The 15,243-nt window shown below is 69.7% G+C and carries 16 protein-coding genes; 7 read left to right on the top strand and 9 right to left on the bottom strand.

Annotation, left to right across the window (positions count from 1 at the left end; translation table 11 throughout):
- Window positions 1-108 precede the first annotated feature (108 nt).
- The gene (locus tag AC5L3X_RS11275) at window positions 109-1,422 is read right to left on the bottom strand and encodes a UDP-glucose dehydrogenase family protein (protein ID WP_494856813.1); all 1,314 of its coding nucleotides are present in this window, start codon (window positions 1,420-1,422) and stop codon (window positions 109-111) included.
- Window positions 1,423-1,549: 127 nt separating this feature from the next.
- Here AC5L3X_RS11275 and AC5L3X_RS11270 point away from each other — a divergent pair, with 127 nt between their 5' ends.
- Together AC5L3X_RS11270 and AC5L3X_RS11265 are read left to right on the top strand one after the other, a co-directional pair.
- The gene (locus tag AC5L3X_RS11270; RefSeq protein ID WP_494856812.1) at window positions 1,550-2,713 is read left to right on the top strand and encodes an acyl-CoA dehydrogenase family protein; all 1,164 of its coding nucleotides are present in this window, start codon (window positions 1,550-1,552) and stop codon (window positions 2,711-2,713) included.
- A 340-nt stretch (window positions 2,714-3,053) separates the two neighbouring features.
- Entirely contained in the window at window positions 3,054-3,560 is a 507-nt protein-coding gene (locus AC5L3X_RS11265) for a DUF6196 family protein (protein WP_494856811.1), read from the top strand.
- Window positions 3,561-3,797: 237 nt separating this feature from the next.
- Here the strand turns inward: AC5L3X_RS11265 and AC5L3X_RS11260 are convergent, their stop codons facing one another.
- Entirely contained in the window at window positions 3,798-4,169 is a 372-nt protein-coding gene (locus AC5L3X_RS11260; RefSeq protein ID WP_494856810.1) for a hypothetical protein, read from the bottom strand.
- Window positions 4,170-4,516: 347 nt separating this feature from the next.
- Here AC5L3X_RS11260 and AC5L3X_RS11255 point away from each other — a divergent pair, with 347 nt between their 5' ends.
- Window positions 4,517-5,176 carry an HNH endonuclease family protein gene (locus AC5L3X_RS11255; RefSeq protein WP_494856808.1) on the top strand — a complete coding sequence of 220 codons (660 nt, stop codon included), beginning with the start codon at window positions 4,517-4,519 and terminating at the stop codon, window positions 5,174-5,176.
- A 71-nt stretch (window positions 5,177-5,247) separates the two neighbouring features.
- Here AC5L3X_RS11255 and AC5L3X_RS11250 read toward each other — a convergent pair whose 3' ends face one another.
- The gene (locus tag AC5L3X_RS11250; RefSeq protein WP_494856807.1) at window positions 5,248-6,393 is read right to left on the bottom strand and encodes an RNA polymerase sigma factor; all 1,146 of its coding nucleotides are present in this window, start codon (window positions 6,391-6,393) and stop codon (window positions 5,248-5,250) included.
- Window positions 6,394-6,401: 8 nt separating this feature from the next.
- Entirely contained in the window at window positions 6,402-6,809 is a 408-nt protein-coding gene (locus AC5L3X_RS11245) for a YciI family protein (protein WP_494856806.1), read from the bottom strand.
- Between the two features lie 162 nt (window positions 6,810-6,971).
- Here AC5L3X_RS11245 and AC5L3X_RS11240 point away from each other — a divergent pair, with 162 nt between their 5' ends.
- Window positions 6,972-7,931, top strand: a complete 960-nt coding sequence (locus AC5L3X_RS11240) for a TAXI family TRAP transporter solute-binding subunit (RefSeq protein ID WP_494856804.1) — start codon at window positions 6,972-6,974, stop codon at window positions 7,929-7,931.
- Window positions 7,932-8,014: 83 nt separating this feature from the next.
- On the opposite strand, the gene AC5L3X_RS11235 is transcribed toward AC5L3X_RS11240, so the two are convergent.
- Both AC5L3X_RS11235 and AC5L3X_RS11230 read right to left on the bottom strand, forming a co-directional pair.
- Entirely contained in the window at window positions 8,015-9,517 is a 1,503-nt protein-coding gene (locus AC5L3X_RS11235; RefSeq protein WP_494856802.1) for a sensor histidine kinase, read from the bottom strand.
- A 6-nt stretch (window positions 9,518-9,523) separates the two neighbouring features.
- Window positions 9,524-10,207, bottom strand: a complete 684-nt coding sequence (locus tag AC5L3X_RS11230; protein ID WP_494856800.1) for a response regulator transcription factor — start codon at window positions 10,205-10,207, stop codon at window positions 9,524-9,526.
- Window positions 10,208-10,379: 172 nt separating this feature from the next.
- Here AC5L3X_RS11230 and AC5L3X_RS11225 point away from each other — a divergent pair, with 172 nt between their 5' ends.
- From AC5L3X_RS11225 to AC5L3X_RS11215, 3 genes are read left to right on the top strand one after another with little or no spacing between them, the layout of a single operon-like run.
- Window positions 10,380-11,405, top strand: a complete 1,026-nt coding sequence (locus AC5L3X_RS11225) for a tripartite tricarboxylate transporter substrate binding protein BugD (RefSeq protein ID WP_494856798.1) — start codon at window positions 10,380-10,382, stop codon at window positions 11,403-11,405.
- 1 nt (window position 11,406) lies between these two features.
- Window positions 11,407-11,868: a tripartite tricarboxylate transporter TctB family protein gene (locus tag AC5L3X_RS11220; RefSeq protein WP_189128445.1), complete on the top strand. Its 462-nt coding sequence runs from the start codon at window positions 11,407-11,409 to the stop codon at window positions 11,866-11,868.
- A 20-nt stretch (window positions 11,869-11,888) separates the two neighbouring features.
- Complete coding sequence (locus AC5L3X_RS11215) at window positions 11,889-13,394, top strand: tripartite tricarboxylate transporter permease (RefSeq protein ID WP_494856797.1); 1,506 nt, start codon at window positions 11,889-11,891, stop codon at window positions 13,392-13,394.
- A gap of 119 nt (window positions 13,395-13,513) precedes the next feature.
- Here AC5L3X_RS11215 and AC5L3X_RS11210 read toward each other — a convergent pair whose 3' ends face one another.
- The 3 genes from AC5L3X_RS11210 to nthB are packed head-to-tail and all read right to left on the bottom strand — an operon-like array spanning window position 13,514 to window position 15,170.
- Window positions 13,514-13,843 carry a nitrile hydratase accessory protein gene (locus AC5L3X_RS11210; protein WP_189128443.1) on the bottom strand — a complete coding sequence of 110 codons (330 nt, stop codon included), beginning with the start codon at window positions 13,841-13,843 and terminating at the stop codon, window positions 13,514-13,516.
- 2 nt (window positions 13,844-13,845) lie between these two features.
- On the bottom strand, window positions 13,846-14,451 hold the full coding sequence (gene nthA / locus AC5L3X_RS11205) for a nitrile hydratase subunit alpha (protein WP_189128442.1): 606 nt from the start codon (window positions 14,449-14,451) through the stop codon (window positions 13,846-13,848).
- Window positions 14,448-15,170: a nitrile hydratase subunit beta gene (nthB, locus tag AC5L3X_RS11200; protein WP_494856796.1), complete on the bottom strand. Its 723-nt coding sequence runs from the start codon at window positions 15,168-15,170 to the stop codon at window positions 14,448-14,450. Before nthB ends, nthA begins: the two co-directional genes overlap by 4 nt.
- Window positions 15,171-15,243: the final 73 nt, after the last annotated feature.

Here is a 15,243-nt window from a genome sequence, read left to right as displayed (position 1 = left end):
CTACGTAGCCCGCGAGCTCTATCGACTCATCACATCAAACGATCAAGAACACGTCGCTTGACATCCATAGGAGCATCGCCCCTGCGCGGGACGGCGTCCGGGCGGGGATTACGGGCGGCCGAGGGCGCGGTAGTGCCAGCCGGCGGATCGCCAGGTCTCGGCGTTGAGCGCGTTGCGGCCATCGACGATCTTGCGGGTGGCGACGGCCTGCCCCAGCACCTCGGGGTCGAGCTCGACGAACTCGGGCCACTCCGTGAGCAGCAGCACGACGTTCGCGCCGCGGACCGCCTCCAGCGCCGAGTCGCCGTAGCGGAGCTCGGGGTGCGCCTTGCGGGCGTTGTCGAGCGCGATCGGGTCGTAGACCGTGACCTGCCCGCCCTGATGCCCTATGGTGACCGCCACGTCGAGCGCGGGGGAGTCGCGGATGTCGTCGGAGTTGGGCTTGAACGCCGCTCCGAGGACGCCCACCGTACAGCCCTGGAAGGAGCCGCCCGCCAGCTCGCGCGCCAGGTCGACCATGCGGGCACGGCGGCGCATGTTGATCGCGTCCACCTCGCGCAGGAACGTGAGCGCCTGGTCGGCGCCCAGCTCGCCCGCGCGCGCCATGAACGCCCTGATGTCCTTGGGCAGGCAGCCGCCGCCGAACCCGAGCCCGGCGTTGAGAAACCGGCCGCCGATGCGGTCGTCGTAGGACAGGGCCTCCGACAGCTGCTTGACGTCGGCGTGCGCGGCCTCGCAGACCTCGGCCATGGCGTTGATGAAGGAGATCTTGGTGGCCAGGAAGGCGTTGGCCGCAGTCTTGACCAGCTCGGCGGTCGCGAAGTCGGTGACCACGATCGGCACCTCGCCCAGCGGCTGGTACACCTCCCGCAGCACCTTCTCCGCCCGCTCCGACCGGACGCCGATCACGATGCGGTCGGGGTTGAGGGTGTCCTTCACGGCGAAGCCCTCGCGGAGGAACTCGGGGTTCCAGGCCAGCTCGGGCTGGACGCCGTCAGGAGCGAGCCGGGCGAGCTTGTCGGCCAGGCGGCCCGCGGTGCCGACGGGCACGGTCGACTTGCCGACCACCAGGCACTCGCGGTCGAGGTGCGGGGCCAGCGACTCGATCGCGGCGTCCATGTACGAGACGTCGGCGGCGTACTCGCCCTGCTTCTGCGGGGTGCCGACGCAGACGAAGTGCACATCGCCGAACGCGCCCACTTCCTCGTAGGAGGTGGTGAAGCGGAGGCGGCCGGAGTCGAGGCCGCGACGCAGCACGGCTTCCAGGCCGGGCTCGTGGATCGGCAGCTCACCGTTGTTGAGACGGCGGATCTTGTCGGCGTCGATGTCGAGGCCCAGGACGTCGAAGCCGAGATCCGCCATGCACGCCGCGTGTGTGATGCCCAGATAACCGGTCCCGATCACCGTGAGGCGATATGGCACGAGTGAGCTCCTTTCGATCGCCAGGGCATGCTACCGGGCCCCCGCTATACCGTTCTGTGCCACCTGGCGTTTTGGGCAAACCGTACCCAGTGGTAGCAAGATGCTCGGACGTCCTAGTATCTGGGGTATGGACTTTCCTCTGTACGCACCCGCTGAGGAGCATGATCTGCTCCGTGAGACGGTCAGGGCGCTGGCCGACGAGAAGATCGCCCCGCACGCGGCGGAGGCGGACGAGACCGGGGAGTTTCCCTGGGAGGTCTACAAGGCCCTGGTGGCCTCCGACCTGCACGCGGTGCACGTGCCGGAGGTGTACGGCGGCGCTGGTGCGGACGCGCTGGCAGCGGTGATCGTGATCGAGGAGGTGGCGCGCGCGTGCGCGTCGTCGTCGCTGATCCCGGCGGTCAACAAGCTGGGCACCGTGCCGCTGCTGCTGTCGGCCTCCGAGGAGGTCAAGCGGCGCTATCTGGAGCTGGTGGCGCGCGGTGAGGCGATGTTCTCGTACGCGCTGTCGGAGCCGGAGGCCGGTTCGGACGCGGCGGCGATGAAGACCCGCGCGGTGCGCGACGGCGATGACTACGTGCTCAACGGCGTCAAGATGTGGATCACCAACGCCGGGGTGTCGGACTACTACACGCTGATGGCCGTCACCGACCCGGCCGCCGGGGCGCGGGGCATCTCGGCGTTCGTGGTGGAGAAGGCCGACACCGGGGTGTCGTTCGGGCCCAAGGAGCGCAAGCTGGGCATCAAGGGCTCACCGACCCGGCAGGTGATCCTGGAGGACGTGCGGATCCCGGCCTGGCGGATGATCGGCGAGCCGGGCACCGGGTTCAAGACGGCGCTGGCCACCCTCGACCACACCCGCATCACGATCGCCGCCCAGGCGCTGGGCATCGCGCAGGGCGCGCTCGACTACGCGATCGGCTACGTCAAGGAGCGCCGCCAGTTCGGCAAGCCGGTCGCCGACTTCCAGGGCGTGCAGTTCATGCTGGCCGACATGGCGATGAAGCTGGAGGCGGCCCGCCAGCTGACCTACCACGCCGCGGCCAAGTCCGAGCTGGCCATGCACGGCAAGCCGCAGAAGGACCTGACGTTCCTGTCCAGCGCGGCCAAGTGCGCCGCCTCGGACGCCGCCATGGACATCACCACCGACGCCGTCCAACTCCTCGGCGGCTACGGCTACACCCAGGACTTCCCGGTCGAACGCATGATGCGCGACGCCAAGATCACCCAGATCTACGAGGGCACCAACCAGATCCAGCGCATGGTGATGGCCCGGCAGCTTCTCAAGTAGGCGTTGACCAGCGAAAACCCCGCCTGCCGGTTGCCGGGGGCGGGGTTTGCCGTCTTGAGTTCGAGGGGCTGAACGATCACTGTTCCGTGAGAGACCTCACGCGGACGGAACAGGCGGTCATCGATCGCGCGACGTCCGCGCACAGACCACGCGCCAGCGGTGGCGGCAGATCCACGACCTGCCCGACAAGGGGGTGGGGCCTCCTGGAGTGCGCCCGCGGCCTGAACCTGTCCCTCAACACCGTCAGCTTTGGTTTCTCATGTCGGTGGTGACACAGTGCAGACATGCATCTTCGGGCGATGGGGACGCCCCGAGCAGACTCGGACGGGAGAAAGCAGCGATGGTTTCTGTCAGCAGGGAGAGGCCGGAACAGACGGAAGAGCGTCTGCGCCGGGTGATCGCCCAGGCCGATCTCCTCGTGCATGATGGTGTCTGGTGTTTTGAGGAGTTCACCATCGACCAGCCGCCGGTGCTCACCGGCGACGAACTGGCCGTGGTCCGTGACGACCAGAGCTGGAGCCGCCTCGTCCCCCACAGCCCGGAACACGAAGACGTCGAACGTTTTGGGATCTTCTCCTTTCACTTTCCCGCTGAGCTCGACAACAGCGGCTTCGTTGGTTGGCTGGCCAGTCACCTGAAGGTGAGGCTGGGGACGGGGGTGTTCGTCATCTGCGGGAGCAATCGTGCCCGTGGTGGCATCTATGACTATTGGGGGTGCCCGGTCGACCTGCTCGACGAGGCCGTCGCAGTGGTCAAGGCACTACGCGTGGCCTTCCCCGACACGGACAGTCACCCGGCAAGCACGGGTGGCATGGCTGAAGGATCAGCTCTCCGGCAGGTCCGCTGAGGAGATCGTGGACTTGGAGGATCCTGGCGGCCCGAGGCTGGAACAGCCCGGTTATCGATCGCCTGTCTGGGCGCGCTCATGTGAGCCCGGCATCATGTGAGCGTAGACACGCAGGGTGAGAACGGGATCGGCGTGCTCCAGATGCTCGGCAAGCTCTTTGGCCCAGACCCCGCCAGCGAGCACGACGCTGGCGTAGTAGTGACGCAACCTTCGGTGCCCCGCCGGTCGCGGAGGAGGCTATCTCCGCATGAAAGGGACGTCGTACGCAGGCGGGCCGTTCATTACATCAGTCAGGTCGCCATCGGTGAGTTCGAGGTTGAAGGCGCTGCCTGCTTGCCGTGGATCCCAGCCGCGATCAAGCGCCAGGCGTACGGTCGCCGTCACGAGCGCCGGCCGAATGGCGGTCGTCCGCTCTCCCCACCACGCGTCCGGTCGTGAGCAAGGAAGCGACACCAGGAGCACGCGGCCCGACGCGTCGGCCAGTTCCACCGCGAACGTCATCGGGCCCCAGCTGTTCCCCTGGCAGTACGTGGGCTTGCGACGAACGCGCCAGCGAAATCCAGTGCCGTCGACGGTGATGAGCCGCGAGCCCTTCTTCGGGATCGCCATGAAGCAACCTCCTGGCCTGTTCCGTCACTGTTCCGTGGGATGGCCGAGAGTAGCGGGAAACGACGAGAGCCAGTCGCAACCGTAACCCTTCTCAGGTTCCTGGTCGACAGGGTTCCTCAGGTGGGCGGGCAGGGTGTCGGAGATCATCCAGAACCAGATCCAGCGCTTGGTGATGGCCCGCCAGCTTCTCAAATAGCCGGCCTCGCGGGCGGAGACCCGGCGGACGATCGTTAACGCCGCCGGGTTCCGTGTCCGAGGGGCCCTGCCGCCGCGCCGAGGTTTTCGCGACCCCCGCAACCTAACGGTCGCCGTTGTGAACGGGGATGCCGCTGGGTATAGGCGCAGTCATGATCTACCTGAGGCGGGCAGCTCACGTCGCCGTACTCACTCTCGTGGCCCTCCCGATCACCGCCGTCCTCGCCACCTCGCAGGCGGCGGCCGAACCGCGCAAGCGATCACAGGCCCAGGCCGCAGCCCTCGCCCGGCTCAGGCTGGCCCAGCTCAAGGTCGCCAGGCCCTTATCGATCCGCGGCTACAGCCGCAAGCGGTTCCAGCCTCGATGGGCGCAGTACCAGGGCGCGTGCGACGTTCGCGAAGCGGTCTTGGTCCGCGACGGGCGGCGGGTACGCCGCAACGCCGCCTGCCACCCGGTCAAGGGCCTCTGGTACAGCCCGTACGACGGCAAGTGGCTGAGAAGCGAGAAGCACGTCGACGTCGACCATGTGGTGCCGCTCGCCTATGCCTGGCGCTCAGGAGCCAAGCGATGGAGCCAGGCCAAGCGGCGAGCCTTCGCCAACGACCTGACCCGCCCCGAGCTCCTCACCGTCAGCCACTCCGCCAACATCGCCAAGGGCGGCCAGGGCCCGCAGAGCTGGCGCCCGCAACGCCGCGCCCACTGGTGCCAGTACGCGACCTCATGGATCAGCGTGAAACACCACTACCGGCTCTTCGTGACCCGCAAGGAGAAAGTGGCCCTGCTCAACATGCTCCTCACCTGCCGTAGGTAGCGTTCCCGGCGATCCGCCGTGGAACGTACCAACCGTTCACGTGCCGCACCGGGTCGCGCGAGCGCGGCCCGTCAGCGGGACCGGCAGGTGTTGAGCCGGGCGGCCTGGCGCGTCAGGTGGTCGCGCTCGGCGAGGTTGGGTGCCTTCTGGGCGGCCTCGGCGTACAGCCGTGCCGCCGTCGCCAGGTCGCCGTCGCGCTCGTGGAGGTAGGCCGCCACCGCCGCGTGGCGGGGCAGTGAGGTGTCCAGCGCCGCGAGCGACGCCAGGCCGGCGCGCGGGCCGTCGGCCTCGCCGACGGCCACCGCGCGGTTGAGCCGGACGACCGGGCTGTCGGTCAGGCGCGCGAGTTCGTCGTACCACTCGACGATCTGCACCCAGTCGGTCTCTTCGGCGGTGGGCGCGTCAGCGTGGAGTGCCGCGATGGCGGCCTGGGCCTGGAACTCGCCCAGCCGGTCGCGGGCGAGGGCCGCCTGCAGGATCTCGACGCCCTCGGCGATCGACTCTGTGTCCCACCGGCCGCGGTCCTGCTCGGCGAGCGGCACCAGGCTGCCGTCGGGGGCGGTCCGGGCCGCGCGCCGGGCGTGGTGGAGCAGCATGAGGGCGAGCAGTCCTGCCACCTCGGGGTGGTCGATCGCGGCCGCGAGCTGCCGGGTGAGCCGGATGGCCTCGGCGGCGAGGTCGACGTCGCCGGAGTAGCCCTCGTTGAAGACCAGGTAGAGGACGCGCAGCACGGTGGCGACGTCGCCGGGCTGGTCGAACCGCACGCCGGAGACGGTGCGCTTGGCCCGGCTGATGCGCTGCGCCATGGTCGCCTCGGGCACCAGATAGGCCTGGGCGATCTGGCGGGTGGTCAGCCCACCGACGGCGCGCAGCGTGAGCGCGACCGCGGACGACGGCGTCAGCGACGGGTGGGCGCACAGGAAGTAGAGCTGGAGCGTGTCGTCCACCGTGGGCGCGGGCCCGGGGGGCGGCTCCTCGTCGACGAGGTCCTCACGCCGGCGGCGCGCGGCGTCCGCCCGGGTCGCGTCGAGGAACCGGCGCCAGGCCACGGTGACCAGCCAGCCCTTCGGGTCCTGCGGCAGGTCGGCCGGCCAGACGCGGATCGCCTCGACCAGTGCGTCCTGCAGGGCGTCCTCGGCCGCGGCGAAGTCGGCTCCGCGGCGGACGAGGATCGCGAGCACGCTCGGCGTGAGGCTCCGGAGCAGAATCTCGTTCACCCGGGAGGTCACTCCGTGATGGTGGGGGGCTCGGCCAGGAATGGGCGCACCTCGAGCCACTCGTGGATCGGCTTCCCGCCCGCCCCGGGGGCGGCCGACAGGTCCCCGGCCAGCTCAACGGCACGCTCGTGGCTGTCGACGTCGATCACCATCCAGCCGGCGATGAGGTCCTTGGTCTCGGCGAATGGGCCGTCGGTGACCGGCGGGCGACCCTCGCCGTCGTACCGGACGAACATCCCCTCGGGGGCGAGCGCCTGACTGTCGACGAACTCGCCGGTCTCTTCCAACCGGGCCGCGAAGTCGTTCATGTACTGCATATGGGCCGAGATCTCCTCCGGCGTCCACTGGTCCATGGGCACGTCGTTGACCGGCGCCGGGGCGCCGCGGTAGTGCTTGAGCAGCAAATACTTGGCCATCGTGTCTCTCCTCGGTGCTGGCGCGACCCATTGTGGTCGCCTCATCGCGGGGACGGAGCCGGTCACGGATTCTCGACATCGCCGCAGCGACCGAGCAGCCGAAAGTCCTCCCGCGTGGTCAGCCGAACAGAAGACCGGGGCTGCCGTACGTATCATCTCGGCATGGTGCCGAACCTGGGGCTACGGCTCAGCCGGCGAGCGGTGCTCCTGGCCGCCGGAGGGCTGCTCGCCGGGTGCTCCCAGCAGCCCGAGGTCGACAAGGTTCACCTGCGACTGGCCACCGGTCCGGCGGGGGCGGTGTACCGGCGCATCGGCGGCGCGCTGGCCCAGCACATCTCCGAGCAGGTGCCGGGCACCGCGGTGATCACCGTGCCGAGCGGGGCGTCCACCGACAACATCCGGATGCTGCGGGCCGGCGAAGTGCACCTCGGGCTGACCAGCCTGGACGCGCTGATCACGAGCGACGGCAGCGCGCCCGAGGGGCTCTCGGCGATATGCCGGCTCTACGACAGTCACCTGCACCTGGTGGTCATGGCGGGTTCCGCGATCGACGAGTTCCGGGACCTCAAGGGCAGGCGAATATCGCTGGGCGCCCGCGACTCGGGTACGGAGTTCACGTCGCTGCGGGTCATGGAGCTCGGCATGGTGCGGGCCGACGGCCGGTACCTCAGCCAGGCCGAGTCGGCGGCGGCGCTGCGCGACGGCGAGATCGACGCGATGTTCTCCCTGACCGGCGTCCCGACACCGGCCATCACTGAGCTGGCGCAGCGGCACCCGATCCGGCTGATCCCGTTGGACGCGCAGGCGGACGCGCTTTTCACGGCGTTCCCGGGCCCCTATGCTCCGGCCATGATCCCCGCGACCGCCTACGCCGACGTGCCGGCCACCCGCACCGTGGCTGTGCCGAACGTGCTGCTCGGGCGCAACGACCTGCCCGACGACCTGGTCTACGCCATCACCGACACGATCTTCACGCACACCCGCACGATCACCTCCGTCGGCCGCGACGACGCCGAGGCCGTTCCGGAAGCGTGGCAGATCAACGTGCGTACCGGGATCTCCACCGCGTCGGTGCCGCTCCACCCCGGCGCGGCCGCCTGGTTCCGCGACCGCAAACGCTGACCTGGGACGGCGACAGCCTGGCGACGGACTCCGAGACGGCGACAGCCTGGCGACGGACCCCGGGACGGCGACAGCCCGGAGCCTCAGTCCGGCGATGGAGCCGCGGCGTCGGATGTCGACGTCCGTGGAATGAGTGGCAACGCGATCACCGCGGCGAATCCGTGCCCGGACCCGTCCGGACGCGGCAGGCCGTCCTCCAGCCGTAGCTCGCCCCCGGCCGCCTCGACCAGGTCGGCGCAGATGGCCAGCCCCAGGCCGGTCCCGGACACGTTCTGGTGCCGCGGCGATCGCCAGAACCGCTGGAGCGCCTGGGCCCGTTCGGACGCGTCGATCCCCTGGCCGTCGTCACGGACGGCGATCGTGACCACGCCTCCGGGCGCCGCGCCGTCGCCGGGTCCGGTGCCCGCTCCGCCAGGGCGGCCGCCTCCCACCCCATAGGGGGCGACCCGGGCGGTCACCTGCACCAGCCGCGCGTCCGACAGCCGTAAGGCGTTGCTGATCAGCTCGTCCAGGATGCTGCCCAGGCCGCCCGACGGCTCCAGCAACCGGAGTCCCGGCGGCACGTCGACCGCCAGCGTCTGGCCCGCCGTCGCGGTCAGCGCCCGCCACCGGTCGACCCGGGTCGCCAGCACCGCGTCGAGATCCACCGGCGACGCTGTCCGGATGCTCTCCATCCGCGCGCTGGCCTGCAGCGAGTTCAGCAGCCGCTGCATCGCCTTCAGCTCGTCGACGGCGACGTCGTACACCTGCCGCCCGTCGCCGGTCGCGCGCAGATGTGGTTCCAGACTCTCCACGGCGAGCCGGAGGCTGGTCAGCGGGTTGCGCAACTGGTGTGACGCGTCGGACACGAAGGCCCGCTGCCGCTGCACGGCGTTCTCGACCGCGTCCATCATGGTGTTGAACGACTCGGCCAGCCGCCGCAGCTCCACCGGGCCGGCCTCGGCGTCCGCGCGGATCGTGAGGTCGCCCTGTGAGATCCGCGAGCTCGCCGCGTCCAGCTCCCGCACCGGCCGCAGCACCCACGCCGACACCGGCCAGGCGACGGTCACCAGCGCGATCAACGGCAGCAGCCCGAGCCCGGCGAGCTGAGCCCATCGCACGAGGATGCGGTGGCGCGTCCGCGACAGGTCGGAGATCGTCACGACGGTGCCGACGACCTCGCTGTCCCGGCCCACCGGCTCGGCGACCACGAGCGCGGAGTCGTCCCAGGGGGCCCATTTCCCGGATGGTTCGGGCCTCGCTCCGGCCAGCGCGGCGGTGACGATCCGGGGCAGCGCCGGCTCGGCCCGCGCCGCCTTCTGGTACGCGCCCGCCGGCCCGAGCAGCACCGTGCCCGACGTGTCGATCACCGCGACCGGAATGCCGTACAGCTCGTGGTAGCGCGCGAGCTCCTGCTGGAGCGCCTCGGTACGCCCGGTGGACAGCGCGGTCTCGGCCAGCGACGCGAACCGGCCGACGTCGTTGAGCCGGTCGACGTACGTCTCCTGCACCTCCCGTTCGGCCACGGTGACGCCGAGCGGCAGCCCGAGCGCCGCGACGAGCAGCACCGCGAGGGGGACCAGGACGACCAGCAGGCGACGGTGCACGGCGGGTCAGCCGGTGAGCTCCGGCCGGTCGGCCAGGAGCCGATAGCCAACCCCGTGGATCGTGCCGATGAGCACGGCCGGCCCGAGTTTGTGGCGTAACGCCGCGATGTGGGTGTCCAGGGTGCGGCTTGAGGACTCCCAGGTCGCGCCCCAGATCTGGTCGAGGATGACGTCGCGGCTGACCACGTTCGGCGCCCGCCGGGCCAGCAGCAGGAGCAGCTCGAACTCCTTGCGGGTCAGCGTCAGGGGCGTGCCGTCGACGGTGACCTCGCGGGTGCCGATGCAGATCCGCATCGGGCCGAGGACGAGCGGCTCGTCCGGGTGGCTCAGGGCGCGGGCCACGCGGGTGCGCCGCAGGACGGCGTCGATCCGGGCGAGCAGCTCGGGAATGCCGAACGGTTTGACGATGTAGTCGTCGGCGCCGGCGCGCAGGCCACGGACCCGCTCATGCTCCTCCGAGCGTGCCGTCACGGCGATGACGGCGGTCTCCGGGCGGTCGCGCAGCCTGCGGATCACGTCGAGTCCGTCGCCGTCGGGCAGGCCCAGGTCGACGAGGACCACATCGGACGGGGCGGCACGCACGGCCTCGGCGGCGGTGGCGATGCGGTGGACCTCGAAGCCCGCCTGGGCCAGGACGGTCACCAGACCGCGCGCCACGCGGTCGTCATCTTCGATGATGGTGATCCGCATACCGGATTGTACGACCCGGCTTGACGCGCGTGTTAGCCCATCAGTCTTGGGATTTCTCTGACATCTGCCGCATTCCTTGGGATTCCTCTGACACTATCCGCGTCCCCGCCAGCCCAGACTGAGGCGGCGCACTCACCGACGAACGCGAATGCGCTGACGAGGAGGCCGCGATATGAGAACGACCAGCAGGTGCCGGGCCGCCGCGCGGATGATCGCCGCGATCGGCGTCTTTTCGCTAGTCGCCGCCTGTGCCGGCAACGGGGGCAGCACCGGCGGAGGTGCCACCAGCGGTGGCTATCCGGACCAGAACATCACGTTCGTCGTGCCGTTCAGCGCGGGCGGCCCGACGGACACCGTCACGCGCATGCTCGCCGAGCCGATGGCCGCCAAGCTCGGCGGCAAGGTCGTCGTCCAGAACGTCGAGGGCGCCGGCGGCACGGTCGGCGCCGGCGAGGTCGCGCGGGCCGATCCCGACGGCTACACCGTGCTCATGCACCACATCGGCATGTCCACGGCGCCCGCCCTGTACCAGAACCTGGGCTACAAGCCGCTCGAGGACTTCGAGATGGTCGGTCTGGTCACCGAGGTGCCGATGACGGTCGTCGCCCGCAAGGACTTCGCGCCCGCGACGCTCAAGGACCTCGTGACCCACGTGAAGGCGAACGCCGACAAGGTCACGCTGGCCAACGCCGGCATCGGCGCCGCGTCCCACCTGTGCGGCCTGCTGTTCCAGAGCGCCGCCGGTGTCAAGCTGCAGGAGGTCCCGTACGAGGGCACCGGCCCCGCGCTGACCGACCTCGTCGGCGGCCAGGTCGACTTCATGTGCGACCAGACGACCAACACCAGCGGCCAGATCTCCGCCGGGGAGGTGAAGGCGTACGCGGTCACCACGCCGGAGCGGGTGAAGAGCCTGCCCGACGTGCCCACCACGGCCGAGGCCGGGCTGCCCCAGCTCCAGGTCAGCGTGTGGCACGGCCTCTACGTTCCGAAGGGCACGCCGCAGGAGGTCGTCCAGAAGCTGTCCGAGGCGCTGAAGACGGCCCTGGCCGACCAGAAGGTCATCGACCAGATGGCCAAGCTCGGCACCGCGCCGGTCGCGGCCGAGAACGCGACCCCGCAGGCGCACCGGGCCAAGCTCCAGGAGCAACTCGGCACCTGGGCGAAGGTCATCGCCGACGCCGGCGTCAAGGCCTCCTGAGATGGAGCGCCGCCGGTCCTTACCGGACGTCCTCGCCGGGGGCATCTTCGTCCTGATCGGTGGCGCGTTCGTGGTGGGGTCGCTCGGCTACCAGCTGGGCACCCCGCTGCGGATGGGCCCCGGCGCCTTCCCGCTGCTGGTCGGCCTGATCGTGGCCGCGCTGGGCCTGGCGATCGTCGTCAAGGGACTCATCGCCGGCGAGGTGGTCGCGTTCGGGCCGATCCCGTGGCGCGCGGTCGCCGTCATCGTGCTCGCGCTGGTGTTCTTCGGATTCACCGTACGGGGGCTCGGATTCGTGCCGACGTCGGCGGTGACCGCCCTGCTCACCACCCTGGCCAGTGCGCGCGTACGACCGGTCATGGCCGTGGCCGTGACCGCCGGGCTGACCACGGCCGCCACGCTCATCTTCGTCGTCGGACTTCAGGTGCGGATCCCGCTATGGGGCCCGTGGCTGGGGTTCTGACGCGACATCCGGAATGAGGCATGGAACTTCTCGACAACCTCGCGCTCGGCTTCTCCACGGCCCTGCTGGTCCAGAACGTCCTCTACTGCTTCGTGGGAGTGCTGCTCGGCACGCTGGTGGGCGTGCTGCCCGGCATCGGGCCGACGGCGACGGTGGCGATGTTGCTGCCGATCACGTTCAGCTTCGAGCCGGTGACGGCGCTGATCATGCTGGCCGGCATCTACTACGGCGCACAGTACGGCGGCTCGACGACCGCCATCCTGATCAACCTGCCCGGTGAGTCGTCGGCGGCGGTCACCGCGCTGGACGGGCACGAGATGGCCCGGCAGGGCAGGGCCGGCGCGGCTCTGGCGGCCGCCGCGATCGGTTCCTTCATCGCGGGTACGGTGGCCACCGTCGCGCTGGCCGTCGCGGCCCCGCCGCTGGCCCGCGTCGCGTTACAGTTCGGCCCGGCCGAATACTTCTCGCTGGTGCTGCTCGGCCTGATCGTGTCGATCGCGCTGGCGCGCGGCACCGCGCTCAAGGCACTGGCGATGATCGCGCTCGGCGTCCTGCTCGGCACGATCGGCCAGGACCTCTACACCGGCACCCCCCGGTTCGTCTTCGACCAGCGCGAGCTGTACGGCGGCATCGACTTCGTGTCGGTCGCCGTCGGCATGTTCGGGGTGGCCGAGATCCTGCGCAACCTGGAGAACGAGCAGACCCGTACGGCGATCGTCGGCAAGGTGAAGAACCTCTGGCCGACCCGCGAGGACCGGCGCCGGATGGTCGGCCCGATCCTGCGTGGCACCGGTCTCGGCGCCGCGCTCGGCGTCCTGCCCGGCGGTGGCCACGTGCTGGCCTCGTTCACCTCGTACGCCGTCGAGAAGCGGGTCTCGAAGCGGCGGCAGGAGTTCGGGCACGGCGCGATCGAGGGCGTCGCCGGCCCCGAGTCGGCGAACAACGCCGCCGCGCAGACGTCGTTCGTCCCGCTGCTCACCCTGGGGCTGCCCGCCCACCCAGTCATGGCGCTGATGGTCGGCGCGTTCATCGTCCACGGCATCACCCCCGGCCCGAACGTCATCACCGACGAACCGGCGCTGTTCTGGGGCCTGATCGCGTCGATGTGGATCGGCAACGTGCTGCTCGTGCTGCTGAACCTGCCGCTGATCGGCCTGTGGGTGCGGATGCTGCGCATCCCGTACCAGGTGCTGTTCCCGATGATCATCCTGTTCGCCGCGATCGGCACCTACTCGCTGGGGTTCAACGCGTTCGACGTCTACGCGATCGCGTTCTTCGGGATCCTGGGCTACATCCTGATCAAGTGCGGCTGCGAGCCGGCGCCACTGCTGCTCGGCTTCGTTCTCGGCCCGTTGCTTGAGGAGAACCTGCGGCGGGCGCTCATCATCTCCCGCGGCGACGCGACGGTGTTCCTGACCCGGCCGATCTCGGCGGTGCTCCTGGCCCTGACCGTGGCGGCGCTCGTCGTCGCCGTCCTCCCGGCGATCCGCAGGCGCCGCGAGGTGGTGTTCACGGAAGATGACTAGGGACTCTTCGGTTCTCGTTCGCTCTCGGGGTCCGTCCGGTTGAGCCGATCCGTGGGCTCCTCCGAGGTGGGTGATCGTCGTTGACGATCACGCACCTCGGAGAACGGGCGCGTCGGTGGTCAGAAGATTTCGTCGCGCTCACCGTTGAGGTAGTCGCGAGTTCGCTGTTCCAGCTCGGCCGCGTCGATGTGGTCCGAATCCACCAAAATGGAATCGAGCGCCTTCAGCCAGCTCTCGTAGTACGCCTCGCCTCCGGTCTCGCCTTCGGTGATGGCCTGCACCAGCCGGTCGCGGAAGTCGTTCCACCCGATGGCCTGCCGCTCCTGGAGCGCGACGGCGATCCCGAAGACGCGGCCCTGCCAGGGGGCCTCGAAGACGAGTTCGCCATTGCTGCGTGGGGGTGCGTCCGCCGCTTCCGCCATGTCGTTGATCACTACGGTCGGTTCCATGACTATCTCCTGTCCGGGACCAGTGCCGGGGCGACGCCGATCATCGAGTCTCTCGTGACGAGGCCGGCCAGTTGCTCCTCGGTCATGTCTTCGGTGCCGGCCGGACGCTCGGGAATCACCAGGTAGCGGATCTCGGCGCTGGAGTCCCACACCCTCACATCCACCTCGTCGGGGAGCTCGGTGCCGAACTCCTTCAGCACCGCGCGGGGTTCCAGGACGACACGGGAGCGGTAGGCGAGATCCTTGTACCACTTGGGCGGCAGGCCCAGGACCGGCCACGGATAACACGAGCACAGCGTGCAGACCACGACGTTGTGCACCTCGGGTGTGTTCTCGACGGCCACCATGTGCTCGCCCTGTGTGCCGGCGAAGCCCAGCTCGGCGATGGCGGCGGTCGCGTTGGCGCGCAGCCGCTCACGGTACTCCGGGTCCACCCAGGCGCGGGCGACGACCTTCGCGCCGTTGAGCGGTCCGATCTCGTGCTCGAAGGCGTCGACGATGGCGTCCACGGCCGAGGGGGTGAGCATGCCTTTCTCGTACAGCAACGACTCCAGAGCTCGGGCTCGCGCCTCGACCTCGCTCATCTGCTCGGGGTGATGTCCGCTCATGACCGGCTGTTCTCCATGTTCTCGCCGTCCGACGTTCGCTCGATCAGATAGCTCTCCCACAGATCGAGGTGCACGCACCCCGCTTGTGCCTCCGCCTCGTCGCCCCACAGGTCATGGGCGTCGAAGCGGACGGTGTAGAGAGGTTCGGGGTTCTCACCCCGAAGGTGGGCTCTGCTGTCCGGCAGTACGTGGGACCCGTGGTAGGCGATGATCGTGCCGCGCTTACCGCGGGCGTAGCCAGGCAGGCGAGTGTGGGTGCGCGAGATCCATGGGGTGGTGACCACCTTGTCGCCGATCGCGAACTTCGGCGTGGCACCCGTCTCTCTCAGGGATGGGCCACCGGTGGCGATGGCGTCGCGCACCGTTCGGGCCAGCTCGCCATCGTCTGGCACGGACTCAGGACTCGGCAGAGGTCTCCCGGACAGGATGTCCCGCACCCTCTCCACGCGCTCCGCCTCGTCGATGATGCCCTTCTGCACCAGCAGCGTCTCCATCCCCACCAGCCAGTGCTCGTAGTAGCTGGTCGAGAGGTAGGTGACGTTGCCCATGCGCTCGATCGCGTTGCGGTTCTCGTCCGCGGCGGCCACGCCCTGGCACAGCGAGGCGATGGCGATCGCGAAGGCCTGGCGTTCCCAGTCCGCGCTGAAGACCGGCTCGTCGGATTCGCTGACCACCGGCCCGAAGCCGAGGACGCCGCCGACGTCATGTGCACCGTTCATCTGTCACGTCCCCTTTCTCGTACCGGTATGACCGGCGAACCATCGAGTGAACGAACGATCGTTTTCATGGCGA

The organism is Nonomuraea sp. CX421, assembly GCF_059358955.1.
This window is presented reverse-complemented; position numbering and strand designations above follow the sequence as displayed.

Bases quoted from the DNA above. Each gene is read 5' to 3' on its own strand.
- AC5L3X_RS11270 (WP_494856812.1), top strand. From the start codon at position 1,550: ATGGACTTTCCTCTGTACGCACCCGCTGAGGAGCATGATCTGCTCCGT.
- AC5L3X_RS11265 (WP_494856811.1), top strand. From the start codon at position 3,054: ATGGTTTCTGTCAGCAGGGAGAGGCCGGAACAGACGGAAGAGCGTCTG.
- AC5L3X_RS11260 (WP_494856810.1), bottom strand. From the start codon at position 4,169: ATGGCGATCCCGAAGAAGGGCTCGCGGCTCATCACCGTCGACGGCACT.
- AC5L3X_RS11255 (WP_494856808.1), top strand. From the start codon at position 4,517: ATGATCTACCTGAGGCGGGCAGCTCACGTCGCCGTACTCACTCTCGTG.
- AC5L3X_RS11245 (WP_494856806.1), bottom strand. From the start codon at position 6,809: ATGGCCAAGTATTTGCTGCTCAAGCACTACCGCGGCGCCCCGGCGCCG.
- AC5L3X_RS11240 (WP_494856804.1), top strand. From the start codon at position 6,972: ATGGTGCCGAACCTGGGGCTACGGCTCAGCCGGCGAGCGGTGCTCCTG.
- AC5L3X_RS11230 (WP_494856800.1), bottom strand. From the start codon at position 10,207: ATGCGGATCACCATCATCGAAGATGACGACCGCGTGGCGCGCGGTCTG.
- AC5L3X_RS11225 (WP_494856798.1), top strand. From the start codon at position 10,380: ATGAGAACGACCAGCAGGTGCCGGGCCGCCGCGCGGATGATCGCCGCG.
- AC5L3X_RS11220 (WP_189128445.1), top strand. From the start codon at position 11,407: ATGGAGCGCCGCCGGTCCTTACCGGACGTCCTCGCCGGGGGCATCTTC.
- AC5L3X_RS11215 (WP_494856797.1), top strand. From the start codon at position 11,889: ATGGAACTTCTCGACAACCTCGCGCTCGGCTTCTCCACGGCCCTGCTG.
- AC5L3X_RS11210 (WP_189128443.1), bottom strand. From the start codon at position 13,843: ATGGAACCGACCGTAGTGATCAACGACATGGCGGAAGCGGCGGACGCA.
- nthA (WP_189128442.1), bottom strand. From the start codon at position 14,451: ATGAGCGGACATCACCCCGAGCAGATGAGCGAGGTCGAGGCGCGAGCC.
- nthB (WP_494856796.1), bottom strand. From the start codon at position 15,170: ATGAACGGTGCACATGACGTCGGCGGCGTCCTCGGCTTCGGGCCGGTG.